Source organism: Limnohabitans curvus (assembly GCF_003063475.1).
Lineage (GTDB): Bacteria > Pseudomonadota > Gammaproteobacteria > Burkholderiales > Burkholderiaceae_C > Limnohabitans > Limnohabitans curvus.
The window spans coordinates 2,770,329-2,794,291 of sequence record NZ_NESP01000001.1; the positions used below are offsets into that span (position 1 = coordinate 2,770,329).

Here is a 23,963-nt window from a genome sequence, read left to right on the forward strand (position 1 = left end):
GCTTTTCTTTTGTCTGTCGCGTGGTTTAGCCGGTGTTGCGCAACCCTGCCGCAATGCCGTTGATGGAGATGTGAATGCCGCGTTGGGCCTTCTCATCACGGTCTTGCGGACGCTTGCCTTCGCGGTAGCGGCGAATCAACTCCACTTGCAAATGGTGCAGCGGGTCAATGTAGGGGAAGCGATGGCGCATCGAACGCTCCAACGCGGCGTTGTTGACCAAACGTTGTTTGTCGCCCGTGATGAGCTTCAAGGCATCAGAGGTGCGGTGCCATTCGGCTTCAATCAAACCAAAAATTTTCTTGCGCAAGCGGGTGTCGCTGACCAACTCGGCGTAGCGCGAAGCTAGCCCCAAATCGCTCTTAGACAACACCATGTCGAGGTTGGACAAGAGTGATCGGAAGAACGGCCATTGGCGTTGCATTTTTTGCAGCAAGGCCAGCGCGTCTTTGGGCTTGAGCGTGGGATGTTGGTGGATGAACTGATCCACCGCCGAGCCAAAGCCCAACCAACCGGGCAAGGTCAAACGGCATTGGCCCCAACTAAAGCCCCAAGGAATCGCGCGCAAGTCTTCAATGCGCGGCGATGCATTGCCACTCTTGGGACGCGCCGCAGGACGTGAGCCAATGTTGAGCTCGGCAATTTCGCGCAAGGGCGTGGAGGCAAAGAAGTATTCGGTGAAGCCCGGCGTTTCGTACACCAAGCCACGGTAAGCGGCCATGCTGGCGTGTGAGAGCCACTGAGCCGCATCCAAAAACGCTTGTGGTGCGGGCTTGGTGGTTTGCAACATCGTGGCTTCCAAGGTGGCGGCCACGAGGGTTTCTAAATTGCGGCGACCAATTTCGGGGTTGGCGTATTTGGAACCAATCACTTCGCCTTGTTCGGTGAGGCGAATTTGCCCGCGCACGGTGCCTGGGGGCTGCGCCAAAATCGCTTGGTAGCTGGGGCCGCCGCCACGACCCACGGTGCCGCCACGGCCGTGGAACATGCGCAGCGTGATGTCGTGTTGCTTGAACAGGCCATCAAACAAGGTGACCAAAGCAATCTCGGCGCGGTACAGCTCCCAGTTGCTGGTGAAGATGCCGCCGTCTTTGTTGCTGTCGGAGTAACCGAGCATGATGTCTTGCTCGCCACCGCTGCGCTTGACCAAGTTGGCCACGCCGTCAATCGCATAAAAGCCACCCATGATGTCTGCGGCACAGCGCAAGTCTTCGATGGTTTCAAACAAAGGCACAACGATCAAATCGCAGGTGGATGTTTTGCTACCCAGCGTGCCGCGCATGAGGCCTGTTTCTTTTTGCAGCAACAAAACTTCGAGCAAATCGCTCACGGTTTCGGTGTGGCTGATGATGTAGTGGCGAATGGCGTCTTTGCCAAAGGTCTCCAACATCTCGCGTGCCGTTTCAAAAATCGCCAGCTCTTTCAGCGCGAGTTCGGAGTAGTTGGCACCCATCACACGCAGAGGGCGTGCGTCGTGCAGCAGTTTGTTCAACGCTTCGACGCGTTGGGCTTCATTGAGCTTGGCGTAGTGTTTCTCCACGCCTGCTGTGGCCAGCAACTCGGCCACCACCAGCTCGTGCTGATCAGAGCTTTGACGCAAGTCCACCGTGGCCAAGTGAAAGCCAAATACTTCCACCGCACGCATGAGCGGTGTGAGGCGTTGTGCCATCAAGGCGCTGCCGTGTTGGGCTTCGAGCGATTCAGCAATCACGCGCAAATCGGCCAGCAGCTCTTGCGCTAACAGATAGGGGTTTTGTGGCGCCACCGCATGACGGGCGGCATCACCACCGGTCAGGTCTTTGAGCGTGGCGGCCAAGCGTGCATACATGCCGGTGAGGGCGCGGCGATACGGTTCGTCTTGGCGGTGTGCGTTGGTGTCAGGTGAGCGGTCAGCCAAGGCATGCATTTCAGGTGTGACATCGACCAACATGGCCGACATCGACAACTCAGTGCCCATGTAATGCAGCTCGGTCAGGTAGTGGCGCAAGGCCACATCGCACTGGCGGCGCAAGGCGAAGCGCAGCGTGTCGGCATTGACGTTGGGGTTGCCATCGCGGTCACCACCAATCCACTGACCCATGCGCAAAAAGCTGTGTACATGGGCTTGGCCCAACTCGGCTTCGAGGTCGGCGTAGAGCTTTGGAATTTCGCTCAGGAAGGTGGATTCGTAATAGCTCAACGCATTTTCAATTTCATCCGACACGGTGAGCTTGGTGAAACGCAGCAAGCGTGTTTGCCACAGCTGCAACACACGTGCACGCAATTGCATTTCGTTGGCAGCGAGTTCGCGCAGCGCCAAAGCATCCGGTGCTTTGCTTGATGCGTGCAAAGCAGAGCGAGATTTGATGTCGTCACGCAAACCCAAGAGTTGCGCAATGCCACGCTCTGCGTCCAAGATGCTCTTGCGCTGCACTTCGGTGGGGTGGGCGGTGAGCACAGGCGACACATGGCTGTGCGCCAATGTCTGCACGATGCTCTTGGGCGCGATGCCTGCGGCCTTGAGGCGACTCAGCGCCATGTGCAAGCTGCCTTCTTGCGTATCGCCTGCACGTTCGTGAATGGCGCGGCGGCGAATGTGGTGGCGGTCTTCAGCCAAATTGGCCAAGTGGCTGAAGTAAGTGAACGCGCGAATCACGCTGACCGTGGCTTCGGCGCTGAGCGAGGCCAAGAGTTTTTTCAACGCTTTGTCGGCGTTGGCATCAGAGTCGCGGCGAAACGCCACCGAAAGTTTGCGCACTTGTTCGACCAACTCATAGGCTTCTTTGCCTTCTTGTTCGCGAATCACATCGCCCAAGATGCGGCCTAACAGTCGAATGTCTTCAACCAAGGGACGTTCGTTCTCTTTGGCTTGCTGTGTGGCTCTGGCTGCTGCAGTTGGTTTGGCTTTGGCTGAAGTTTTGTCAGTCATGTGTTGCTCGTTTTGTGAAATGTGAATTCTTTGCTGTCTTGTTTTTTTTTGTGCTGTGCTCGCTTGGCTACAGGGGAATGCGCAGGTTCCTCATGCTGGAGTACCAGAAATCGTCACCTGCGCATTCCCCTGCAGCCAAGCTGCGAAGTCGCGAACTTGCATGCATAAGAGCGCTAGTGGAGCAATGGGTGAAGAATTGAAATTTCACATGCGGTGAATTTCTCTTCGACAACCAGAAGTGATGTAGCTGGCGGAGCGGCAGTTGACGATTTCTGGTACTCCAGCATGAGGAAACTGCCGCTCCGTCAGCTGCGTCACCGTAGTCGGAGAAAAAAGAAGTTACTGCCATTGCGTCAACGACAAAGCCTGCGACGCACCTTGCAATGCCGGTGACACAGGGCTGTGAATCACCCACGTTGGCACCTCTTGCAAATACTTTTTGAACCGACCTTTGGCCTCAAAGCGCTCACGAAATGGGGACGCATCAAAGCGCCCACCCAAGCGCGGCACGATGCCGCCGCCGATGTAGATGCCGCCGCGTGCACCCAACGTCAAAGCCAAGTCGCCCGCGACCGAACCTAAGAAACCGCAGAACATATCCAGCGCTTCGTTGGCTGTGGAGGTTGCTACTTCTTGTGCGCGCTCAATCACTTCGGCGGGCGTCGTGATTTCTCGGCCTTGTCCGTCTTTCAAATCACACAACGCGTGGTACAGATCGACCAAACCCGCGCCAGAAATCACGCGCTCGGCAGACACATGGCCATAGCGTTTTTGCAGTTGTTGAATGGCTGCAAATTCGTGTTCGGTGGTTGCAGTCAAACTCACGTGGCCACCTTCACCTGCGATGGGCATCCACTTGTTTTGATAGCCCACGGGAAACAAACCCGACACGCCCAAACCGGTGCCTGGGCCAATCAAACCAATCGCAGCATCAGGTGCAGCGGTGCCGCTTCCCACTTGGCGTTTTTGTGTATCGGGCAATAGCGTGAGTGACAACGCGAGTGCGGTGAAATCGTTGAGCAACAGAAAGCGCGACACGCCCAAACCTTCACGCAAAGCATTCACTGAGAACTTCCAGTGGTGGTTGGTCATGGCCACTTGGTCGCCGGTGACGGGGTTGGCAATGCCAAATGCCGCGCAGGGTGGGGCGCTTAAGCCTTGTGCGTTGAGATACGTTTGTGCTGCGGCCAACAACGATTCGTGTTCGGCACAGGGTAGTACTTGCACGTGGGTGATGGGCGCATCTTCAAGCGCTTGCCAACCAAAGCGGGCATTGGTGCCGCCGATGTCGCCGAGCAAGCGCGGATACGCCTGCGCATGGGCCACGGCGGGGTCGCGTGACTCAAACATGCATCAGGCTTTCAGACGAGCTGCTTCGGCGGCTTCGATGTCCTTGGCCATTTTCTTGCCTAACTCCACGCCCCATTGGTCGTAAGCGTGGATGCCCCAGATGGCAGCTTGGCAGAACACTTTGTGTTCGTACAAAGCCATGAGCGCGCCCATGCTGCGTGGCGTGAGCGCATCCACCCAAATGGTGGTGCTGGGCACGTTGCCGGGGTAGCTGCGGTGCGGGGCCAAGCGTTGGACTTCGGCCTCATCCATGCCGCTGTCGCGCAGCTCTTTCATGGTTTCTTCAGGCGTGCGGCCAATGGCCAAGGCTTGTGCTTGCGCTTGCATGTTAAGTAACACCACGCGGTGGTGTTCAGCGGCAAAGGGCAGCGGGCTGCGTTCGGTGCGCAACCCAATGAAGTCCATCGGCACCAAGTGCTTGCCTTGGTGGATGAGTTGGAAGTAAGCGTGCTGGCCGTCGATGCCTAAGCCGCCCCACAACACGGGTGCCGTGGCCACTTCAACGGGGCTGCCATCGACGTGTGTGCCTTTGCCGTTGGACTCCATGTCCATCTGTTGCAAGAACGAGGCGAACTTTCCCAAGGGGGAAGCGTAGGGCGCAATGTTGTGCGTGGTGGCCCCCAAGAAATTTCGGTTCCAAATGCCAAACAAGGCCATGAGCAACGGCAGGTTTTGGTCAGACGGTGCGGTTAGAAAATGCTCGTCCATGGCGCGTGCGCCCAACAGCATGTCTTGGAAGGCAAATGCACCAATCGAGATGGCCAAAGGCAAACCGATGGCCGACCACACCGAGTAACGGCCACCGACCCAATCCCAAAAACCAAACGTGTGTTCAGGGGTGAAGCCTTGCGCGGCAGAAATGTGTGGGTTGGCTGTCACCGCAATCAGATGCTTGCCCAGTTGGTCAGCAGGGCAGCCGCCGTCGGTCAACCAACGTTTGGCCGACGCGGCCAAGGTCATGGTTTCTTGCGTGGTGAAGGTTTTGCTTTGCACCACAAACGCGGTGCGTGCGGGGTTGAGGTAAGCCAGTGCGGTGTACAGGCTCCACGCATCCACATTGGACACGTAGTGCACACGCACTTTGTTTTTGAAACTGTCGCGCGTCAAGTGGCTGAGCGCTTCGGTGGTCATGCGCGGGCCGAGGTCTGAGCCCCCAATGCCGAGGTTGACCACATCGGTGATGGACTCGCCGCCAAAGCCTTTCATGTGGCCTTCGCGCACTTTCTCGGCAAAGGTACACACGCGGTGCAACTCATTCGCGACTTGCTTGGAAATTTCATGGCCCCAAGGTGGGTTAGGCACATGGCTGCCACGCAACGCCACGTGCAACACCGCGCGTTGTTCGGTGGCGTTGATGGGTTCGCCTTTGAACATCGCTTGCGCTTGTGGCATGACTTGCGATTCGTCGGCCAAGGCCAAGAGCTGTTGCATGACTTCGCGTGTGACGCGTTGGCGTTCGTAGTCGATGCTGATGCCGGCACCACTGGCGTGCAAGGCCGCGTTGCGTTCTGCACTTTTGAGCAACTCGCGCAAATGCGGTTGTGGGCCTTGGGCCAAGGCTTGCAGGGCTTGCCAGGCTTGGCGCTTGTGGGGAGGGACGAATGGGGTCATGTGTGGATTTTCGTCAAATTTAGTGGGTTTCTTGGCGCAACCAGATGAAACTTTTGATGGCGTGCTTGAATTAACTTAAACAGCGGCCGCGTCGGTGGCTTCGCGAGCCAAGCGGGTGATTTCGGCCCAGTCGCCGCGTTCCACCACATCCACAGGCGTGAGCCACGAGCCGCCGACCATGGCCACGTTGGGTTGCTTCAAGAACTCACCCATGTTGGTCAACGACACGCCGCCCGTGGGGCAAAAGCGCATGTCACCCAAAGGGCCGCCCAAGGCTTTGAGCATGGCCAAGCCGCCAGCTTGTGCGGCGGGAAAGAGTTTGACCACGCCAAAACCGTAGTCGCGTGCGGCCATCACTTCACCAGGCGTCATCACGCCGGGCATGAAGGGCAGCTTGCATGCCATAGCGGCTTGCACGAGGGCATCGGTCATGCCGGGCGAGAGTGCAAAGCTGGCCCCTGCGGCTTGCACGCGGGCCATTTCTTCGGCACGTGTGACGGTGCCTGCGCCCACATGCATTTGCGGCACGTGCTTGGCGACTTGTTCAATCGCGGGCAGCCCTGCGGCGTGGCGCAAGGTGATTTCCATCACGTCCACACCGCCTTCGAGCAACGCATGGGCCATGGGCACCGCTTGGTCGGGGTGGGTGATGACGATGACAGGCACCACGCGTGAGGTGAATGCGGGGCGGGTGAATGCAGGATTGAGTTGGGTCATATCATGTGTGTTTAGCGAATGTGCCAATGTGGGGTTTAGATGTTGGTGAACAAAGGCGATGCGCCTTCTTCGGCCAGCGCAGCATTGGCGCGGAACAGGGCAAAGAGGTCACGGCCTGTGCCATGTTGGTTGCCAGACAAATCCGGGGTGGGGGCGGTGCGTGCAGCAAGTTCAGCATCGCTCACCTCAAGCTGCAAAGTTTGGGTGTCGCAGTCAAGCGCAATCATGTCGCCGTCTTGCACTTTGCCAATCAAACCACCGTTCACAGATTCGGGGCTGAGGTGAATCGCCGCAGGCACTTTGCCTGATGCGCCCGACATGCGTCCATCGGTGACCAAGGCCACTTTGAAACCCTTGTCTTGCAACACGCCCAACACGGGGGTGAGGCGGTGCAGTTCGGGCATGCCGTTGGCTTGTGGGCCTTGGTTGCGCACCACGGCCACAAAGTCGCGTTCGAGCTTGCCTTCTTTGAACAAGACACCGAGTTGCTTTTGGTCGGTCAGCACAATGGCAGGCGCACGCACTTGGCGGTGCTCAGGCTTGACTGCAGAGACCTTCACCACAGCACGCCCCAAGTTGCCTTGCAGCAAACGCAAGCCACCATCGGCGCTGAAGGGTTGCGTCACGGGGCGCAACACAGCTTCGTCGGCTGACTTAGTCGGTACATCGCGCCAATCGAGTTGGCCGTTAAGTGCGGGGTTGAGCCAAGGCTCAACGGTGTAGCGGTGCAAGCCTTGGCCCATGATGGTGTGCACATCGTCGTGCAACAAACCAGCGCTGAGCAACTGGGCCATGAGGTAGCCCATGCCACCCGCGGCTTGGAAATGGTTCACATCGGCGCTGCCGTTGGGATAGACACGTGCGAGCAAAGGCACGCAAGCCGAGAGCTCAGCAAAGTCATCCCAGTTCACCAGAATACCTGCCGCGCGTGCCATGGCCACGATGTGCAGCGTGTGGTTGGTTGAGCCACCGGTCGCCAGTAAACCCACGATGCCGTTGACGATGACCTTGGCGTTGATTTGGTAGCCCACGCCGGTTTCTTTGTCTTGCGACAAAGCCACGGCACGTTTGACGGCGTCTACCGTCAGGGCTTCACGCAACGGCGTACCCGGGTTCACGAACGACGAACCCGGCAAATGCAAGCCCATGATTTCCATGAGCATTTGGTTGGAGTTGGCCGTGCCATAAAACGTGCAGGTGCCTGCGCTGTGGTACGCCGCTTGTTCGGCTTCCAGCAACACCTCGCGGCTGACCAAGCCTTGTGCGTATTGCTGACGTACTTTGGCTTTGTCGTCGTTCGACAAACCCGATGTCATGGGGCCAGCCGGAACAAACACCGCAGGCAAATGGCCAAACTGCAACGCACCGATGAACAGGCCAGGCACGATCTTGTCGCACACGCCCAAGAACAGCGCCGCATCAAACACGTTGTGTGACAAACCCACGGCCGTGGCCAAAGCAATCACATCACGCGAGAACAGCGACAGCTCCATGCCGTCTTCACCTTGCGTCACGCCATCACACATGGCAGGCACACCACCAGCGACTTGGGCTGTGGCACCTGCAGCACGTGCGGCCGCGCGAATTTTTTCTGGGTAATGCTCATAAGGCTGATGCGCTGAGAGCATGTCGTTGTACGCGGTGATGATGCCCACATTGGGCTGACGCTCTTGGCGCAGCACCAGTTTGTCGTTGGCAGGCATGGCCGCATAAGCGTGCGCGGCATTGGCGCAGCCCATGCCACCGCGGTAAGGACCAGGCTTTTTGGCTTGGGCCAGCACGTCTAAATAGGCTTGGCGTGTTTTGGCGCTGCGTTGCTCAATGCGGGCGGTCACGGTGGCGAGGGTGGCGTGTAAAGGGACAGTCATAAAAACTTTCAGTTGGCAAGCCAAAGCGCCACAGGCGTTTGGGTTTGTTGCAACACACATGAAATCGGTAGGGCAGGTGTGGCTTGCTTCCACGCTTGCTGCAAGGTATTGAGTTTGTCGGTGCCAAAAAGCGGCAACACGATGTGTCGTGCCGACAAAATTTGCGCCAAGGTTTGCGTGATGCGCGCATAGGGGGCATTGGCAGGGGGATGCGCCAATTCAATGGCCACGCAGGTTTGGGTGTTGCGCAGGTCCAGCGCATCCGTCAAATTGGGGGCCTCCGGAAACAAGGACGCCGTGTGGCCATCTGCGCCCATGCCCAGCACCAACACATCGGCCACGCCTGCAGCGGTCAGTGCAAGGCTGGCTGCTTTGGCAAGCGTGGCAGGTGTATCCAAAGGCGCTGCCGTGCTGGCCACCATGAACACCAGTTGCCCTTTGGCAGCGAGGTCTTGCAGCAAATGGGTTTGCACCAACAGCGCATTGCTGTCGGGGTGGCTGCGTGGCACGCAACGCTCGTCCACCAAAGTGATGCGCACGCGCGACCAGTCGATGTCAATCACTCGCAGTGCTTCAAACAAAGCCACGGGCGATTTACCACCTGACACACTGAGCACAGCCAAGCCACGTGCTTGAATGGCGGCAGCTAAACGCTGCGCGATGTCTTGTGCCAAGCGCACATTCAACTCGGCTGGGTTGACAGTGTGAACCGTCAAGGTGCCGCGTGATTCAGGATGCCATGCGGAGGTCATCAAGCTTCCTCAAACCACGACAGTTCTTCGCGCGCCATCAAGGCCGATGACGCCGCAGGGCCCCAGCTGCCAGCAGAGTAGGCGCGCGGTTTGTCGTCCAACTCAGCCCAGCCGTTGATGATGGGCTCGACCCAAATCCATGCTGCTTCTAATTCATCACGACGCATGAAGTGGGTGAGGCGACCTTTGATGACGTCCATCAACAAACGCTCATAGGCTTCGGCACGGCGTTTGTCGGACGACTGTTGCAAATCGAGGCCGAGCTTCACCGGATGCAAGTTCATGCCCGTGCCTGGCTCTTTGACCATCATCTCCAGCTGAATCGATTCTTCAGGTTGCAAGGTGATGATGAGTCGGTTGGGCTCTTGCTGTGCGGTGGAGCCGAAGATAGAAAACGGCTGATCTGCAAACTCAATGATGATTTGCGATTCGCGGCGCTGCATGCGTTTGCCCGTGCGCAAGAAGAACGGCACATTGGCCCAACGTGCGTTGTTGATGTGCGCGCGCAAGGCCACGAAGGTTTCGGTGCGGCTGCTGGCGGGCACGTTGTCTTCTTCCAAGTAGCCTTTGACGGCAGCACCTTCAGAAGCACCTGCAGTGTATTGGCCCCGCACGGTGTCGCGTTTGATGTCGGCCAAATCCATCTTGCGCAGCGAGCGCAACACTTTGAGCTTTTCATCACGCACATCGTCTGCGCCCAAGGAAATGGGCGGCTCCATGGCCACGATGCACAGAAGCTGTAACAAGTGGTTTTGCACCATGTCACGCATGGCGCCGGCGCCGTCGTAAAAACCTGCACGGCTGCCCACGCCCACGCTTTCGGCCACGGTAATTTGCACGCTCTTGATGTAAGGCGCGCGCCACAGTGGCTCAAAAATGGCATTGCCAAAACGCAGCACCATCAGGTTTTGCACCGTCTCTTTGCCGAGGTAATGGTCGATGCGGTAAATCTGTTGCTCGTCAAAGTAACGGGCCACTTGACTGTTGATGTCGCGGGCTGAGGCGAGGTCGGTGCCTAGTGGTTTTTCAAGTACCACGCGCGACTGCGCATCCACCAAACCTGCGCCCGACAAGTGCGCGCAAATTTGCGTGAACAAGCTCGGTGCCGTGGCCAGGTAATACACGCGCAGCGCGGGTGTGCCACACAAGTCTTTGAGCTTTTGGAAGTCGTTGGCGTTGGTGACGTCCATGCTCACGTAGGCCAGTCGGTTCAAAAAGCTTTGCCAGTCGTCTGCTGTGAAGGCGTCTTTTTCGATGAAGGCCGGTGAGCTTTTGTCGATGAAATCCAAATACTCTTGGCGCGTCCACTCTTGGCGACCGACGGCAATGATGCGTGCCGAGGCGTCGAGCTTGTCATGCAAATGCGCCATGTAGAGCGCGGGCAAGAGTTTGCGAAACGACAAGTCGCCCGCGCCGCCAAAAATCACGATGTCCAGCGTGCCCGCTGGTGGGTTGGGGTGTGTCATGAGTAACGTTTGTTAAGAAGGTTTTGCTTCATGTTGCGTAGCAGAGGTTGCAGCTGTGTGCTGCCAATGCGCAGTGCCACGGTGGTGGCCAACACGTCGACGATCATCAGGTGCAGCAAGCGCGACACCATGGGGCTGAATTTTTCGTAACTCTCGGGGTGGTCTGCCGCGAGGTGAATTTTTCCGGCGTTGGCCAGTGGTGAACCAGAGGCGGTGACCACCACGGTGGTGGCACCGTTCTTTTTGGCAATCTCGCATGAGTCGAGCAAATCGCGTGTGCGACCAGAGTTAGAGAACACCACCAAGCAGTCACCAGGGCCGAGCAAAGAGGCGCTCATGATTTGCATGTGGCCATCGCTGTGCGAGATGGTGTGAAAACCCAGACGGAAAAATTTGTGTTGCGCGTCTTGCGCCACGATGCCTGAATTGCCCACACCAAAAAACTCAAGGCGTTTGCCTTTTTTGTGGGTGAGGGCGATGGCTTCGGCGGCTTTGTCAATCGCGGCTGATGATGCATCGTTGCGGTATTTCAAAAACGCGGTGACGGTGTTGTCAATGACTTTGACCAACACCTCGTTGCTGTTGTCTTGTGCGCCCACGTTGCGGTGGATGAAGGGCACGCCTTCGCTCAAGCTGCCGGCGAGCTTGAGTTTGAAATCACTCAAACCTTCGTAGCCCATGCTGCGGCAAAACCGCACCACGGTGGGTTTGCTCACCCCTGCACGTTCGGCCAGCTCGGTCACGGGCAGTGTCGAGAAGGTGCGAGGATCAGTGAGAAGAAGCTTGCCCACGCGCTGTTCGGCCGGGGCTAAAGACGACAAGGTCGATTTGATACGTTCCAACATGGCTATGAATGTAACTTAGTTTCATGTTTTATTCAACATGGTTACAGACAAATTTTCTAGCCAATTACCCCAATTCGTCTTGCTTCAAAAAGATGTCTTTGTCGGGGAAGAACTGGGCGTGTAAGGGTAACAGTGCACCACCCAAAGCACGCGCATGGTGACCCACGCGACCGGCCAAAATTTGGGGCTGATGAATGCCATCAAAGCTGAATTGCGCCAAGCGGGCTTCTGTTTGTTGGATGAGGGCTTGCAAGAGCTTGGGGTTGAGCGAGCCATCCATGATGATGGCGTCCAGATCCAGCAGGGCGGCGGCACTGGTGGCGCTCATGGCCAAGGCTTTGGCGGCTTGCGACAACCAGGGCTGTGTGAATGCACTGAACTCGGAGCTCATGATGGCGTCTTGTTGCACCAACAGCGGGTCGTGGCCTGCAGCCATCAAGGCTTGTTCCAGTTGCCAACCCGAGGCGAGTTGCAGCAATTGCGCAGGTGTGTTGGCATTGGCGCGGGTGCCCAAAGGCGGCAGTCCTATGGGCATGGAGCCAATCGCACCCGCGTTGCCGCGCGGCCCGTTGACGATGTGGCCATCCATCACCAATCCACCACCCACAAACGTACCGACATAAACATACAAAAAGTTCGGCACATCGCGGCCCAAGCCTTGCACCAATTCAGCCACGCAAGCGGCAGTCGTGTCTTTGGCAAATTCGACGGGCAGGGCCGACATGGCCTGAACTTCTTGCACCAAGTCGATGTGCTCCCAATCCACCATGGCTTTTTGAGCCTTCTTGCCCATCAAGTCGCCCCATTGGTGCATGGCGAGTGGGGCGCTCAGACCAATGCCCACGGCGCGTTTCCATGCCTCAGCACCCATGCGTTTGTGCATGAGCTTCAAGCCCTCTTTGATTTTGGGAAGCACCTCGGTTGGGGAAGGGTAGGGATAGGTGTGCTGCCACTGGTGACGCATTTGGCCAAGGAAGTCAGTCACCACCACTTCGAGGCTACGGCGGCCCACTTGCAAACCGATGCTGTACGCGCCATCGGGGTTGATGGCGAGAGGCACCGAGGGCTGACCAATCTTGCCGCGAATGCGCTCTTGCTTGATGAGCAAGCCATCGTCTAGCAAGCGGTTGACGATGATCGACACGGTTTGTGACGACAGTTGCGTGAGCCGCGCCAAATCGGCTTTGGGAATGGCGCCTTCGTGACGAATGGCGCGCAGCACCGTGCGCTCGTTGAACTGGCGCATACCGGTGTGGTTGGACCCACGCATTGTTTTCATAAAAGAATCACACCTTTGCAGAACATGGCATTGCCGTAGGCCGTGCCTTCGCCAGTTTGAACAATCAAACTGGCATCTTTGATTTTCTCGTAGAACGCATAGCGCTCCACCGTCTCCACTTGGTTCGACTGAAAGCCCGCTTTGTTGACCAAACCAATCACCGCTTGTTGTGCCTCGGTGCGATGGGCGGCATCGCTGTGGCACACGTGCATGAGGGCGGCTGGTTGCGCCACATCGGTGGCGAGTGGGAACACCGACAACACAGCATCGCTCACGCGTTTTAGGCTGAGGCCCGGCAGGCGAACCACGGGTTTGCCGTGTGCCAAATAATCAGCGGTGAAGTTGGCATCCACAACGGCCACCCATTCGCCATGGCCCATGGCACACAGGTGCATGAGCAACTCGGGGGTGAGGATGGGGTCAATTCCTTTGAGCACGTATCTGTCCTTAATTTGTCAATATTGTCAGGCCTTGGAGGATGCCAAATTTTTAGCAACTCATGTTTCAGGGTATGTACTAACTAAACTAACTTGATTTAGTAAGTGAAGTTATCTTACATTTAAGTCGCGGCGCAAAAGTGCGTCGGCGATGATGACCAACAACGTGGAGACCTTGATGAAATTGAACACACCTAAATTGATGTTGACAGCTCTTGCCTTGGCCGCAACCAGCGCTTATGCCGCTGAGCCAGTGATCGGATTGATCACCAAAACAGAAACCAACCCCTTCTTTGTGAAAATGAAAGAGGGCGCGCAAGCCGAAGCTACCAAACTTGGCGCCAAAGTGATGTCTGCCGCAGGCAAGACCGATGGTGACAACGCAGGTCAAGTCACCGCCATGGAAAACATGATTGCCGCAGGTGCCAAAACCATTTTGATCACGCCCAGCGATTCCAAAGCCATCGTGCCTGCTATCAAGAAAGCGCAAGCACAAGGCGTGATGATCATTGCTTTGGATAGCCCCACAGAGCCAGCCAACGCTACGGATGCGTTGTTTGCCACCGACAACTACAAAGCCGGTGTCTTCATTGGTCAATACGCCAAAGCCGCTTTGAATGGCAAGAAGCCCGTCATCGCCACCCTCGATTTGTTCCCAGGCCACCCTGTAGGCGCACAGCGCCACAACGGTTTCTTGCAAGGCTACGGCTTGACCTCACTCGATGCCAAGAGCAACGAGTTGGCCAAACCTGCTGAAGTGGTGTGTATGGCCGACAGCTTTGGCGACCGCGCCAAAGGCCAAACCGGCATGGAAAATTGCTTGCAAAAGAACCCCAACATCAACGTGGTCTACACCATCAATGAGCCCGCAGCTGCCGGTGCTTACAACGCACTCAAGGCAGCAGGCAAAGAGAAAGACGTGTTGATCGTGTCTGTGGATGGCGGCTGCGCTGGCATCAAAGACGTGGGCGCTGGCGTGATCGCAGCGACATCGCAACAATACCCCTTGCGCATGGCCGCCATGGGTGTGGCTGCGGGTGTGGAATATGCCAAGACCGGTAAAAAAGTCAGCGGCTACACCGACACTGGTGTGACCCTGATTTCAGCCAAAGCCATGAAAGGCGTGGACAGCAAAGACGTCAAAACCGGCACAGACTTGTGCTGGGGTAACAAGTAAAGCGTAGACCAACGCTGAATTGAGGGGGCCGTGTGGCCCCCTCAGGTTTTAAAGAAAAAAGTCACCGTATGAATTCCTTCAAAGACAAGCTTCCACCCATGGGCACCTTGGGACCGCTGATCGCACTGGTGTTGGCCTGCGTGTTTTTTGCCAGCCAAAGCGATCGGTTTTTGAGCACCCAAAACTTCTCGCTCATCTTGGCGCAAGTCATGGTGGTGGGCGTGATTGCCATTGGTCAAACCCTCATCATCTTGACTGCAGGCATTGACTTGTCATGTGGCATGGTCATGGCGCTGGGCGGCATTGTGATGACCAAATTTGCAGTGGACTATGGGCTTTCAACGCCCGTCGCGATGGCGTGTGGCTTGGCGGTGACGACCTTGTTTGGTTACCTCAACGGCGTGTTGGTGACGCGCATCAAATTGCCGCCTTTCATCGTGACCTTGGGCACCTTGAACATTGCCTTTGCCATCACGCAGCTTTATTCAGGTTCACAAACCGTGACCGATATTCCTGCAGGCATGAACTGGTTGGGCAACACATTTTCATTGGGTGGCGCGACCGTGAGCTACGGCGTGGTGATGATGCTCGGTCTCTATTTATTTACTTGGTTTGCGTTGCGTGAAACCCCAGCAGGCCGACATGTGTACGCCGTGGGCAACAGCCCAGAGGCCACACGTTTGACGGGTATCCCCACAGAAAAAGTGTTGTTGGGTGTGTATGTGTTGGCGGGCCTTTGCTATGGACTCGCCGCCATGCTGGGTGTGGCGCGCACAGGCGCGGGGGACCCCAATGCAGGACAAACCGAAAACTTAGACGCCATCACTGCCGTGGTGTTGGGTGGCACCAGTTTGTTTGGTGGCCGTGGTGTGATCTTGGGCACGTTGGTAGGCGCATTGATTGTGGGCGTGTTCCGCAACGGCCTCACGCTCATGGGCGTGTCGTCGGTTTATCAAATTTTGGTCACAGGTATTTTGGTGATCTTGGCTGTGGCCACGGATCAACTCTCACGCAAGGGAGCGCGCTAATCATGAGCGGCACACAACACAACATCGTCATGTCGGCCAAGGGCTTGGTCAAACGCTATGGCCAAGTCACAGCTTTGGACGGCGCAGACTTTGAACTGCGCGCTGGCGAAATCTTGGCAGTCATTGGCGACAACGGCGCAGGCAAGTCGTCACTTATCAAATGCTTGTCGGGTGCGACCGTACCTGATGAAGGCATGATTTCTTTGGATGGCAACCCTATCTATTTTAAATCGCCCATCGACGCGCGCCGCGCAGGCATTGAAACCGTGTACCAAGATTTGGCCGTTGCGCCTGCGATGAGCATTGCCGAGAACTTGTTTTTAGGCCGCGAAATTCGCCGTCCCGGCTTTGCAGGCAACGTGCTGCGCATGCTGGACAAAAAGCGAATGCTGCAAGAAAGCATTGAGCGCATGAACGACCTCAAGGTGGGCATTCGCTCGATGACCCAAGCGGTAGAAACCTTGTCTGGCGGTCAGCGTCAGTGCGTGGCTGTCTCCCGCGCTGCAGCATTTGCGCAGCACGTGGTCATCATGGATGAACCCACGGCAGCGCTGGGCGTGAAAGAAGGCAATATGGTGCTTGAGCTGATTCGCCGCGTGCGCGACAAAGGCCTGCCTGTGGTGCTGATTTCGCACAACATGCCCCATGTGTTTGAAATTGCAGACCGCATCCACGTGGCCCGTTTGGGCAAACGCGCAGCCGTTTTGAATCCGAAAAACATCAGCATGAGTGACACCGTGGCGGTGATGACGGGCGCGATGAAGCCTGAAGACATTCCAGCGGAGTGCTTGGCTTGAGCACTGCATCACACACGCCACCTGCTCGCACACCGGTCTGGGTGCTGGGTGAAGCCCTGATGGACTGCATGGCGCAGCCCGATGGCTCGCTGGTGCCGCACTTGGGGGGCAGCCCTTACAACTTGGCATTGGCCACCGCCTTGCAGGGCGCATCTGTTGGCTTTGTTGCTCCCTTTTCGACAGACACATTTGGCCAAGCCTTGCTCGACCATTTGCAAGCCAACCACGCACGCAGCTTGTTACCCCGCTCTGCATGGCCCACTTCCTTGGCCGTGGTGCAGGTGCATGAGGGACAACCCAGTTACGGTTTTTACCGTGACAACGTTGCCGACCGCGACTACCAAGTGGCCGATGTGGTGGCTTTGTTAGAGGCTTCCCCGCCTGGCGTGCTGCACACCGGCTCGCTCATGGCCATGCCACCCGAGCACCACAAGGTCTTGCAAATCGTTGCAGCTGCCAAGCGTTTGGGTTGGATCATCAGCGTGGACGTAAACCTGCGCCCACGCGTGGCCCATGATGTGCCCGCGTACTTGCAAGCCGTGCGTGAAGTGGCGGCCCTTGCCGATTGGCTCAAAGCCAGTGACGAAGATTTAGAACTGCTCGGTTTTGCAGAGGTGTCTTTGGCCAATGCCTCCAGCTTGGCGACGCATTGGATGGCCCAAGGTTGCTCGCGTGTGGCGTTGACCTTTGGTGCGCAAGGCGCTTATTTGCAAGTGGGTGATGCACATGCACAAGGCGCAGCGCCCGTGGTGGATGTGAAAGACACAGTGGGCGCAGGCGACACGTTTTGGGGCAGTTGCTTGGCAGATTGGGTACGGCACGACACCTTGAACAACAACAGCCTTGCCATGCAACGTGTGCCTGAAACCTTGCAACGCGCCTTGGTGGCTGCCGCCATCAATTGCAGCCGTGTCGGCTGCCAACCTCCCGATATAGCGACCTTAGACGCGGCGCTTTAACAGCCGCCTTCGTCTCGGCGAGAATGTGCAAGATTGTTGATTCACCCCAACCCAGTTTCTGCACCTTCGGACCATGTCCCAGCCCATTGCCTCATCCACGACAGCGAGCCCATTTCAAGGCGCCATTGGCGTGTTTGATTCGGGTGTCGGTGGCCTGTCCGTCTTGCGCGCCATCCGCGCTGCGCTGCCGCATGAGCACTTGGTGTATGTGGCGGACTCCGGTCACGCCCCGTATGGCGACCAATCTGAAGCGCACATCACCCAACGCACGCTGACTGTGGGCAATTGGTTGGCCGAGCAAGGCGTGAAGGGCATCACCATCGCTTGCAACACGGCCACGGTGGTGGCCGCCAAAACCTTGCGCGAACAAACGCATTTGCCCGTGGTGGCGATTGAGCCCGCCATCAAGCCCGCCGTGGCACTGACGCGCAGCGGCGTGGTGGGCGTGTTGGCCACGCGCCAAACCGTGCAAAGCGCGGCGGTGGCTAAGCTGGTTGAGTTGTATGGCGCGGACAAACGCATCTTGCTGCAAGGCTGCCCCGGTTTGGTGGAGCAAGTCGAACGCGCCGATTTGCACAGCGCTGAAACTGAAAGCCTGGTGCGCCAGTTCATCACGCCGCTGCTAGAGCAGGGCGCAGACACCTTGGTGCTGGGCTGCACGCATTACCCGTTTTTACGCGACACGATCCAGCGCGTGGCGGGTGAGGTTGTGACCCTGCTAGACCCCGCCGAGGCCGTGGCCCGTGAGTTGGTGCGCCGCTTGACGGACAACGGCAGTTTGACCACACAAACAGAGCTGGGCTCTGTGCGGTTTTTTACCTCAGGTGATATGGCGCAGGTTCAGCATGCGGTGACGCACCTGTGGGGCGATAGCGCTCAGGTTGAACCCTTGGCATCAAATCGCTGACGCTGCAACTTGGCTACCGTTCAAGCATCCACTTGAAGCGATGGAGACGCCAGGCGAAATGAATTCAAGTCCAAGCAGTTCTTTTCGATAGCCAGGATGTTTGGCCATTTTTCAAGTTCGACTTTGAATCTTCGAGCACTCTCAATTTGGGGTATCAGATAGACATCGGCCATCGTTGGCGCCGAGCCAAAGCAAAATCCCTGGCGATGTTTGTCCTGACTTAAGAGAGACTCAATCGTGTCAAAGCCTTCAGCGATCCATTGCCCGCACCATTGATGGATTGCATCTTCAGAGGCGCCAAAATCTTTGCGAAGATGTTGAAGAACTCGGCGATTGTTTAGCGGGTGAATGTCCGAGCTCACAATGGCTGCGATGGCTCTCACATGCTGTCTTGCCAAAGAGTGACTCGGTAGCAGTGGGGGATACGGATATTTCTCTTCAAGCCATTCAATGATGGCCGGCGATTGAATCAAGACCGTTCCATCCACATCAAGTGCTGGAACAAATCCCTGTGGGTTGATTTTTTTGAAACGATCCTGAAGGTGCTCTTCTTTGAGCAAATTCACAACGACGTATTCGTAATCCAAGCCTTTCAGGTTGAGCGCGATTCTTAAACGATGCGATGTGCCGCTTCGGAAATAGTTGTACAGCTTCATTTGTCTGTCGTGACTTCAGGCAACGCTAGGCGGCATGACTGTGGCCACACATTCACCAAAGCCAATGCGTACCGCACCCGGTTTTTCACACCAGCCCTTGAGTGCAATGGCATCACCATCTTGCAAAAACGTTCGCTTCTCACCATTGGACAAAGCAATAGTCTGCTTTCCACCTTGCGTCAGCTCTAGCAAGGAGCCAGCTTGCTCTGGTTTTGGACCAGAAAGAGTGCCAGAACCAAACAAATCTCCGGCACGTAAGGAGCAGCCGTTGACTGTGTGGTGTGTCACCATTTGGGCGACGGTCCAGTAGGCAGCTTGCGTGAAGTTGGAGTAGCTGATTCGTTCAAAAGGCAATCCAGCTTGACGCATGGCCTCAGTTTGAATCAGCACTTCGAGTTTCACGTCAAACGCGCCTTGCAGGCTGTTTGACTGAGAGCTGAGGTACGGGAGCGGTTGTGGTTCACCGTCTGCGCGTTTGAATTTTTGACGGAAAGGCGATAGTGCCTCCATGGTGACGATCCAGGGGGACAAAGTGCTGGCGAAGTTCTTAGACAAGAACGGACCCAGGGGTTGGTATTCCCAAGCTTGGATGTCTCTTGCACTCCAGTCATTAAAAAGCGTCAAACCAAATACATGGTTTTCTGCGTCTTCCATCGAAATGGGGTGGCCTTGTGGGTTACCTTGGCCAATGACCACGCCCAGTTCTAACTCAAAGTCCAGGCGTGCTGATGGCTGGAATGTCGGGACTTCTGAATCAGGTGCTTTGACCTGACCGCAAGGGCGAGGGAATGATGTGCCAGACACGTTCAAAGTAGACGAACGCCCGTGATAACCAATGGGCACCCATTTGTAGTTGGGTAGTAAAGGATTGTCCGGACGAAACAGCTTACCAACCGCTGTGGCGTGGTGAATGCCGACGTAGAAGTCGGTGTAGTCACCCACATCACAAGGCATGCCCATTTCGATGGACGATTGTGCAACCAAGGCTTGTTCAAACGCATGACGATGGACAGGCGTGTCTTCTTTGAGGCCGTTGGAAATAGCAACTCTTAATGCGACGCGGTCTTCCTTTTTCATCGACAGAAGCTGATTCATATCCGCGTGATGGATGAGACCGGCTGCTTTGAGGTCCAACACCATATCGCCGATCGCTACGCCAATACGCCATGGTTCATTTGAATTTGAACGAAACCGTCCAAATGGCAAATTTTGAATTGGAAAATCTGTGTCGCTTAGATTCGCTGTTGTGACCCAACTGCGTCGTGTTGGGTTGAGGGTTTCGTTACATGCTTCCATCGTGCATCCAAGCTGCGTGTTTAGGGGCGCGTTTGGTTTGTGACCACTCGTTGATCATGTCCCACTTGACTTCATCGAGTTTGCGCATCATGTCGGGGGTGCCTGTGTTGGCCGCAAGCTCCAAGCGGTGACCGTTAGGATCAAAAAAGTAAATGCTCTTGAAGATGGTGTGGTTGGTTGGACCGACCACTTCAATGCCAGCGGCTTCTAGCTTCGCCTTGGTGGCAATCAAGGTGTCCACTGAGTCAACTTCTAACGCCAAGTGTTGTACCCAGACTGGGGTGTTGTGGTCGCGGTCCATTGGCGGTTGGCTCGGCAATTCGAAGAAAGCCAAGATGTTGCCAGCCCCCGCATCCAAAAAGATGTGCATGTAAGGGTCAGCCGCTTTGGTGGACGGCACTTCGTCTTCGGCAATGGCCAAGACAAATTTCATATCAAGATGTTTTTGGTACCACTCAACGGTTTCTTTGGCGTCGATGCAGCGATACGCCACGTGATGAACTTTTTGAACGAGCATGGTGTTTCCTGTTTGAATTAAAGGTCTTGTAAAGCCGCTTGCAGGTGTGCTTGAAAAACATCGGCACTGGCTAGGGCATTGGCGTTGAGCAAGGCGAGCTTGACCAAAAATAGGGAAGATTTCTCTTCACCTGCTTGATCAATGGCGGTGGCCAAGCTGTCGTACACCGTTTCCAGATCGGGAATGGTCAAAGCGTTAGGGATAGTCGTCATGTTGTCTCCTTACTGGGGCAGTGCTGTCTTGAGGGCTGCTTGCAAACGAGTGGCATCCAGTGTGAGCCAACGCGCACAAATGTGTTGGTCGGGGCGCAGCAAATACGCACCGCCGTTGGCAGGCACGCCATAACGTTGACGCAGATGGCCATTGGTATCGGCCAACGTGGTGTCAGCACCGGCAACGGGGTGTGCACTGCCTACGGCAACCACGTTCACGGGCATGCCTTTGGAACGCGCGGCTTGGAGGGTGTGTTGCAAAGATTCGGGGATGGTCGGGGCATCGGTGAAGTACAACAGGTCGAACCCACCACCCAAGTGGTCGAGCAAGAAGTCATTGGCTCCTAGGCGTACGTTTTGGGGCGGTGCGCCATGGGCTGGACCCGCTTTGAACAAGTCGTTGTCGTCGCCCATGCTGTTGAGCATGGAATGCGTGTACGCATGTGGGCGCGAGGTTCGCCAGTGGTAGAGCGGGCGTACAAACGCTTGTGTGAGCGAGAGTGACAACACCGCATCGCGCAGCAGCTGAAACCCCCCTGCAGGTGGCGTCATGAAGCGAGTGCTCTTACCCGCTTCGTCAATGATTTCTCGGGCCGCACCCACGCGCTCCGCGCTGTGATTGGTCAACAGTTTTTGACTGGCCAAGCCTTTGACCACAAATGCCAAATGCCAACCCAAGGACTGTGCATCTTGGAAAGCGGTGTTGGCACCGCGCACACCAAAGATGGGCAACAGGTGTGCGGCATCGCCGGTGAAGATCACGCTGCCATGCACAAAGTCTGGCAAGGTCAAGGTGCGTGCGGAGTAGACCGAAGACCAGTCCATTTCCCACTTGACGCCTGCGTGGCCAATCATGGCCAACTGCGCATCAATGCGGGCCTTCAATGATTCGGGCTTCAGTGCTTGTTCAGGTGTTTCTCCATCGGGTAACTGGTAGTCAACACGCCAAATGCCATTGGGCTCGCGGTGCATCAAGATGGTGTTACCGGGGTTCCAGTCGGGGTCAAAATAGGCCAAGCGTTCGGTGGGCAATGGCAAGTCAACCTTGATGTCGGCAATCACGAAGAAGCCCTCGTAGGAGGCGCCTTCCATTTCCAAATTCATGGCAGTACGAATGGCTGAGCGACCGCCGTCGGCGGCAACCACCCAATTGCTCTCGAGCGTGTAGAGACCTTCGGGTGTGTCGACTTCAAGCACGGCGTAGCCGTCTTTTTGATCCACCTTACTCACCTTGTTACCCCAACGGAAATCGATCAGTGGGTTGGCTTTGCAGGCGTCGTGCAGGTATTCCTCCATGAACTGCTGCTGCACATTGATGATGGGGAAAAATCGGTCATCGGTATCGTGCGGTGCTTCCATGCGGAACACGCGTTGACCGCGGTAGTATGAATTGCCAAATCGCCAAGGCAAGCCGCCTTCGGTCATGCGGTCGGCCACGCCGACTTGTTGCAAGATTTCCATGGAACGGCGTGTGAAGCAAATGGCACGGCTGCCTTGCGAGAACTGCAACTCTGATGACAGCACCACGCTGGCGACGCCGTGGCGTGCCAGCTCTAGCGCGGTCACCATGCCTGCAGGGCCAGAGCCCACGATCACTACTTTTTGGCGTGTGGGTTGGGCATGCTCTGAGAGCAGCCAAGGTTTGAAAACTTCGTAGGTGTAGTAAATCGAAGGACGGGCTTGTGTGGTGGGTGTGTGCATGTGTAAATTCAAAATTGCTCTGTATCAGCGAGGGCGTGCGTGGGCGATCAGACGGTCGAGCATGGCACTCAAGGCCGCCTGTTCTTTATCGCTCAAGCAGCCAAAGATTTGCTCATTGCGTTGGCTCACCATGTCCATGGCGCGTTTGAAAATCTTGCGACCTGCAGCTGTCAACGTCAGTACCACCCCTCGGCCATCACCGGGGTGGTCGGCTTTGAGTACCAGTCCTTGGTCGACCAAGGCTTGTGCAGCGCGACTGGCTTGGCCTTTGTTCAGGTTGGCTTTTTCAGCCAACTCTTTGACGGACAAAGGTTCAAACGTGCCGACCGTAGTAAGGCATCGTCCGTCGCTCATCGACAAACCGGTTCGCTCTGGGTAGATGGACTGACTGTCCGCATCGGTCAACTTGTGCAGTTGATGCAGGCGATAGGTGAGTGTGCGGTCGAGTTGTACGGTCATGGTTGTCCAATGCTCAGTCGGCTTTGATGTTGTTGGCCTTGATGATGGGGCCCCACTTGGCACGCTCTTTGGCTGCGTAATCGGCCATTTGTTTGGGGGAGCTGGGAATGGCTTCGAGCCCCAGTACTTGCAAGCGCGCTTTGACTTCTGTGGTGTTGATGGCTGTCAGCAAGGCTTTGTTGAGCGTGTTGATGACATCGGCAGGGGTACCCGCAGGAACGACCAAACCTTGCCATGCATAAGCTTCGAAGTTTTTCAAACCTTGTTCGTTGAGTGTTGGAATGTTTTCGAAGTTCTTCACACGTTTGGCGCTGGCAACGCCGATGGGGCGCAACTTACCCGAGGTGATGAACTGGTAGCCACTGGCGGTGTCCACAAACATCATGGGAACTTGACCGGCGACCACATCTTGCACCGCAGGTGCAGCACCACGATAAGGTATGTGCGAGAGGTTCAGGCCTGACATGTCTCGGAACAACTCTGTGGCCAAGTGGTGGGGACTGCCAGCTCCTGGGGTGGCATAGCTCACGCCATTGGCTTGAGTTTTCGTCCAATCGATGAGCTCTTTTAAATTGTGCGCAGGGACGTTGGGGTTGACGACCAAGATCATCGGAAACCGCACAGTCAGACCCACGGGGGCGAAATCTTTTTCGACGTTGTAGCTGAGCTTGCTGTAGATGAAAGGATTGGCTGCCAATGTGCCTGTGTCTGCAGACATCAGAACATAGCCATCAGCTTTGGCGCGCGCCACATACTCAGCGCCGATATTGGTTGCAGCACCCGGTTTATTAACGATGACCATGCTTTGGCCTAGGACTGTGCCCATGGCTTGTCCCAGTGAGCGAGCCACTGTGTCCGTGCCCCCACCTGGGGCATAAGGTACCACCCATTCGATGGGACGGTTGGGATAAGTTTGTGCCACGCTGAGAGTGCTGGTCGCGGCCAAACAGGCAGTCAATGCAATACGAAGGCAATGTTTCATGGACAACATAAGAAGATCTCGCTGAAGGAATTTGGGTTGAGA

22 protein-coding genes are annotated in these 23,963 nt (G+C 56.4%); 5 read left to right on the plus strand and 17 right to left on the minus strand.

What is annotated here, in order from left to right:
* Positions 1 to 25 precede the first annotated feature (25 nt).
* The 10 genes from ppc to B9Z44_RS13885 all read right to left on the minus strand — a co-directional run bounded on the left by ppc (position 26) and on the right by B9Z44_RS13885 (position 13,230).
* Positions 26 to 2,905 (minus strand): phosphoenolpyruvate carboxylase, encoded by a 2,880-nt coding sequence (ppc, locus tag B9Z44_RS13840; RefSeq protein ID WP_108402696.1) that lies wholly within the window; start codon positions 2,903 to 2,905, stop codon positions 26 to 28.
* Positions 2,906 to 3,244: 339 nt separating this feature from the next.
* Positions 3,245 to 4,255, minus strand: a complete 1,011-nt coding sequence (locus B9Z44_RS13845; protein ID WP_108402697.1) for a glucokinase — start codon at positions 4,253 to 4,255, stop codon at positions 3,245 to 3,247.
* 3 nt (positions 4,256 to 4,258) lie between these two features.
* Positions 4,259 to 5,866 carry a glucose-6-phosphate isomerase gene (gene pgi / locus B9Z44_RS13850; protein ID WP_108358591.1) on the minus strand — a complete coding sequence of 536 codons (1,608 nt, stop codon included), beginning with the start codon at positions 5,864 to 5,866 and terminating at the stop codon, positions 4,259 to 4,261.
* Between the two features lie 75 nt (positions 5,867 to 5,941).
* Entirely contained in the window at positions 5,942 to 6,583 is a 642-nt protein-coding gene (gene eda, locus B9Z44_RS13855; RefSeq protein WP_108402698.1) for a bifunctional 4-hydroxy-2-oxoglutarate aldolase/2-dehydro-3-deoxy-phosphogluconate aldolase, read from the minus strand.
* A gap of 35 nt (positions 6,584 to 6,618) precedes the next feature.
* A complete protein-coding gene (edd, locus tag B9Z44_RS13860; RefSeq protein ID WP_108402699.1) occupies positions 6,619 to 8,451 on the minus strand; it encodes a phosphogluconate dehydratase in 1,833 nt (610 codons plus the stop codon).
* Positions 8,452 to 8,459: 8 nt separating this feature from the next.
* On the minus strand, positions 8,460 to 9,203 hold the full coding sequence (gene pgl / locus B9Z44_RS13865) for a 6-phosphogluconolactonase (protein WP_108358594.1): 744 nt from the start codon (positions 9,201 to 9,203) through the stop codon (positions 8,460 to 8,462).
* Positions 9,203 to 10,669, minus strand: coding sequence for a glucose-6-phosphate dehydrogenase (zwf, locus tag B9Z44_RS13870; RefSeq protein WP_108358595.1), 1,467 nt, complete (start codon positions 10,667 to 10,669; stop codon positions 9,203 to 9,205). The genes pgl and zwf overlap by 1 nt, the downstream gene beginning before the upstream one ends.
* Positions 10,666 to 11,514 carry a MurR/RpiR family transcriptional regulator gene (locus tag B9Z44_RS13875; RefSeq protein ID WP_108402700.1) on the minus strand — a complete coding sequence of 283 codons (849 nt, stop codon included), beginning with the start codon at positions 11,512 to 11,514 and terminating at the stop codon, positions 10,666 to 10,668. The genes zwf and B9Z44_RS13875 overlap by 4 nt, the downstream gene beginning before the upstream one ends.
* Before the next feature lie 64 nt (positions 11,515 to 11,578).
* Positions 11,579 to 12,793 carry an ROK family transcriptional regulator gene (locus tag B9Z44_RS13880; protein ID WP_108402701.1) on the minus strand — a complete coding sequence of 405 codons (1,215 nt, stop codon included), beginning with the start codon at positions 12,791 to 12,793 and terminating at the stop codon, positions 11,579 to 11,581.
* Positions 12,790 to 13,230 carry an RbsD/FucU family protein gene (locus B9Z44_RS13885; protein ID WP_108358598.1) on the minus strand — a complete coding sequence of 147 codons (441 nt, stop codon included), beginning with the start codon at positions 13,228 to 13,230 and terminating at the stop codon, positions 12,790 to 12,792. The genes B9Z44_RS13880 and B9Z44_RS13885 overlap by 4 nt, the downstream gene beginning before the upstream one ends.
* 178 nt (positions 13,231 to 13,408) lie before the next feature.
* On the opposite strand from B9Z44_RS13885, the gene B9Z44_RS13890 reads away from it, so the two are divergent.
* The 5 genes from B9Z44_RS13890 to murI all read left to right on the plus strand — a co-directional run bounded on the left by B9Z44_RS13890 (position 13,409) and on the right by murI (position 18,098).
* Positions 13,409 to 14,407, plus strand: a complete 999-nt coding sequence (locus B9Z44_RS13890; RefSeq protein ID WP_108402931.1) for a sugar ABC transporter substrate-binding protein — start codon at positions 13,409 to 13,411, stop codon at positions 14,405 to 14,407.
* A 68-nt stretch (positions 14,408 to 14,475) separates the two neighbouring features.
* Complete coding sequence (locus B9Z44_RS13895) at positions 14,476 to 15,435, plus strand: ABC transporter permease (protein ID WP_108402702.1); 960 nt, start codon at positions 14,476 to 14,478, stop codon at positions 15,433 to 15,435.
* Between the two features lie 2 nt (positions 15,436 to 15,437).
* On the plus strand, positions 15,438 to 16,232 hold the full coding sequence (locus B9Z44_RS13900; RefSeq protein ID WP_108358600.1) for an ATP-binding cassette domain-containing protein: 795 nt from the start codon (positions 15,438 to 15,440) through the stop codon (positions 16,230 to 16,232).
* Positions 16,229 to 17,191 carry a PfkB family carbohydrate kinase gene (locus B9Z44_RS13905; protein ID WP_146180624.1) on the plus strand — a complete coding sequence of 321 codons (963 nt, stop codon included), beginning with the start codon at positions 16,229 to 16,231 and terminating at the stop codon, positions 17,189 to 17,191. The genes B9Z44_RS13900 and B9Z44_RS13905 overlap by 4 nt, the downstream gene beginning before the upstream one ends.
* A gap of 73 nt (positions 17,192 to 17,264) precedes the next feature.
* Entirely contained in the window at positions 17,265 to 18,098 is an 834-nt protein-coding gene (gene murI / locus B9Z44_RS13910; protein ID WP_108358602.1) for a glutamate racemase, read from the plus strand.
* A gap of 20 nt (positions 18,099 to 18,118) precedes the next feature.
* On the opposite strand, the gene maiA is transcribed toward murI, so the two are convergent.
* From maiA to B9Z44_RS13945, 7 genes are read right to left on the minus strand one after another with little or no spacing between them, the layout of a single operon-like run.
* Positions 18,119 to 18,754: a maleylacetoacetate isomerase gene (gene maiA / locus B9Z44_RS13915; protein ID WP_108358603.1), complete on the minus strand. Its 636-nt coding sequence runs from the start codon at positions 18,752 to 18,754 to the stop codon at positions 18,119 to 18,121.
* A 15-nt stretch (positions 18,755 to 18,769) separates the two neighbouring features.
* The gene (fahA, locus tag B9Z44_RS13920; RefSeq protein ID WP_108402704.1) at positions 18,770 to 20,050 is read right to left on the minus strand and encodes a fumarylacetoacetase; all 1,281 of its coding nucleotides are present in this window, start codon (positions 20,048 to 20,050) and stop codon (positions 18,770 to 18,772) included.
* Positions 20,037 to 20,567, minus strand: coding sequence for a VOC family protein (locus tag B9Z44_RS13925; protein ID WP_108402705.1), 531 nt, complete (start codon positions 20,565 to 20,567; stop codon positions 20,037 to 20,039). Before B9Z44_RS13925 ends, fahA begins: the two co-directional genes overlap by 14 nt.
* Before the next feature lie 17 nt (positions 20,568 to 20,584).
* Positions 20,585 to 20,779 (minus strand): DUF2783 domain-containing protein, encoded by a 195-nt coding sequence (locus B9Z44_RS13930; RefSeq protein ID WP_108402706.1) that lies wholly within the window; start codon positions 20,777 to 20,779, stop codon positions 20,585 to 20,587.
* Between the two features lie 9 nt (positions 20,780 to 20,788).
* Entirely contained in the window at positions 20,789 to 22,480 is a 1,692-nt protein-coding gene (locus B9Z44_RS13935; RefSeq protein WP_108402707.1) for an FAD-dependent monooxygenase, read from the minus strand.
* A gap of 24 nt (positions 22,481 to 22,504) precedes the next feature.
* Positions 22,505 to 22,939 (minus strand): MarR family winged helix-turn-helix transcriptional regulator, encoded by a 435-nt coding sequence (locus B9Z44_RS13940; RefSeq protein ID WP_108402708.1) that lies wholly within the window; start codon positions 22,937 to 22,939, stop codon positions 22,505 to 22,507.
* A gap of 13 nt (positions 22,940 to 22,952) precedes the next feature.
* Positions 22,953 to 23,921, minus strand: coding sequence for a Bug family tripartite tricarboxylate transporter substrate binding protein (locus B9Z44_RS13945; protein WP_108358884.1), 969 nt, complete (start codon positions 23,919 to 23,921; stop codon positions 22,953 to 22,955).
* Positions 23,922 to 23,963 lie beyond the last annotated feature (42 nt).

Bases quoted from the DNA above. Each gene is read 5' to 3' on its own strand.
- murI (WP_108358602.1), top strand. From the start codon at position 17,265: ATGTCCCAGCCCATTGCCTCATCCACGACAGCGAGCCCATTTCAAGGC.
- zwf (WP_108358595.1), bottom strand. From the start codon at position 10,669: ATGACACACCCCAACCCACCAGCGGGCACGCTGGACATCGTGATTTTT.
- B9Z44_RS13880 (WP_108402701.1), bottom strand. From the start codon at position 12,793: ATGAAAACAATGCGTGGGTCCAACCACACCGGTATGCGCCAGTTCAAC.
- maiA (WP_108358603.1), bottom strand. From the start codon at position 18,754: ATGAAGCTGTACAACTATTTCCGAAGCGGCACATCGCATCGTTTAAGA.
- B9Z44_RS13845 (WP_108402697.1), bottom strand. From the start codon at position 4,255: ATGTTTGAGTCACGCGACCCCGCCGTGGCCCATGCGCAGGCGTATCCG.
- pgi (WP_108358591.1), bottom strand. From the start codon at position 5,866: ATGACCCCATTCGTCCCTCCCCACAAGCGCCAAGCCTGGCAAGCCCTG.
- eda (WP_108402698.1), bottom strand. From the start codon at position 6,583: ATGACCCAACTCAATCCTGCATTCACCCGCCCCGCATTCACCTCACGC.
- B9Z44_RS13895 (WP_108402702.1), top strand. From the start codon at position 14,476: ATGAATTCCTTCAAAGACAAGCTTCCACCCATGGGCACCTTGGGACCG.
- B9Z44_RS13935 (WP_108402707.1), bottom strand. From the start codon at position 22,480: ATGCACACACCCACCACACAAGCCCGTCCTTCGATTTACTACACCTAC.
- B9Z44_RS13890 (WP_108402931.1), top strand. From the start codon at position 13,409: ATGAAATTGAACACACCTAAATTGATGTTGACAGCTCTTGCCTTGGCC.
- pgl (WP_108358594.1), bottom strand. From the start codon at position 9,203: ATGACCTCCGCATGGCATCCTGAATCACGCGGCACCTTGACGGTTCAC.
- B9Z44_RS13940 (WP_108402708.1), bottom strand. From the start codon at position 22,939: ATGACCGTACAACTCGACCGCACACTCACCTATCGCCTGCATCAACTG.
- ppc (WP_108402696.1), bottom strand. From the start codon at position 2,905: ATGACTGACAAAACTTCAGCCAAAGCCAAACCAACTGCAGCAGCCAGA.
- B9Z44_RS13925 (WP_108402705.1), bottom strand. From the start codon at position 20,567: ATGCTCGTTCAAAAAGTTCATCACGTGGCGTATCGCTGCATCGACGCC.
- B9Z44_RS13945 (WP_108358884.1), bottom strand. From the start codon at position 23,921: ATGAAACATTGCCTTCGTATTGCATTGACTGCCTGTTTGGCCGCGACC.
- B9Z44_RS13930 (WP_108402706.1), bottom strand. From the start codon at position 20,779: ATGACGACTATCCCTAACGCTTTGACCATTCCCGATCTGGAAACGGTG.
- fahA (WP_108402704.1), bottom strand. From the start codon at position 20,050: ATGGAAGCATGTAACGAAACCCTCAACCCAACACGACGCAGTTGGGTC.
- B9Z44_RS13875 (WP_108402700.1), bottom strand. From the start codon at position 11,514: ATGTTGGAACGTATCAAATCGACCTTGTCGTCTTTAGCCCCGGCCGAA.
- edd (WP_108402699.1), bottom strand. From the start codon at position 8,451: ATGACTGTCCCTTTACACGCCACCCTCGCCACCGTGACCGCCCGCATT.
- B9Z44_RS13900 (WP_108358600.1), top strand. From the start codon at position 15,438: ATGAGCGGCACACAACACAACATCGTCATGTCGGCCAAGGGCTTGGTC.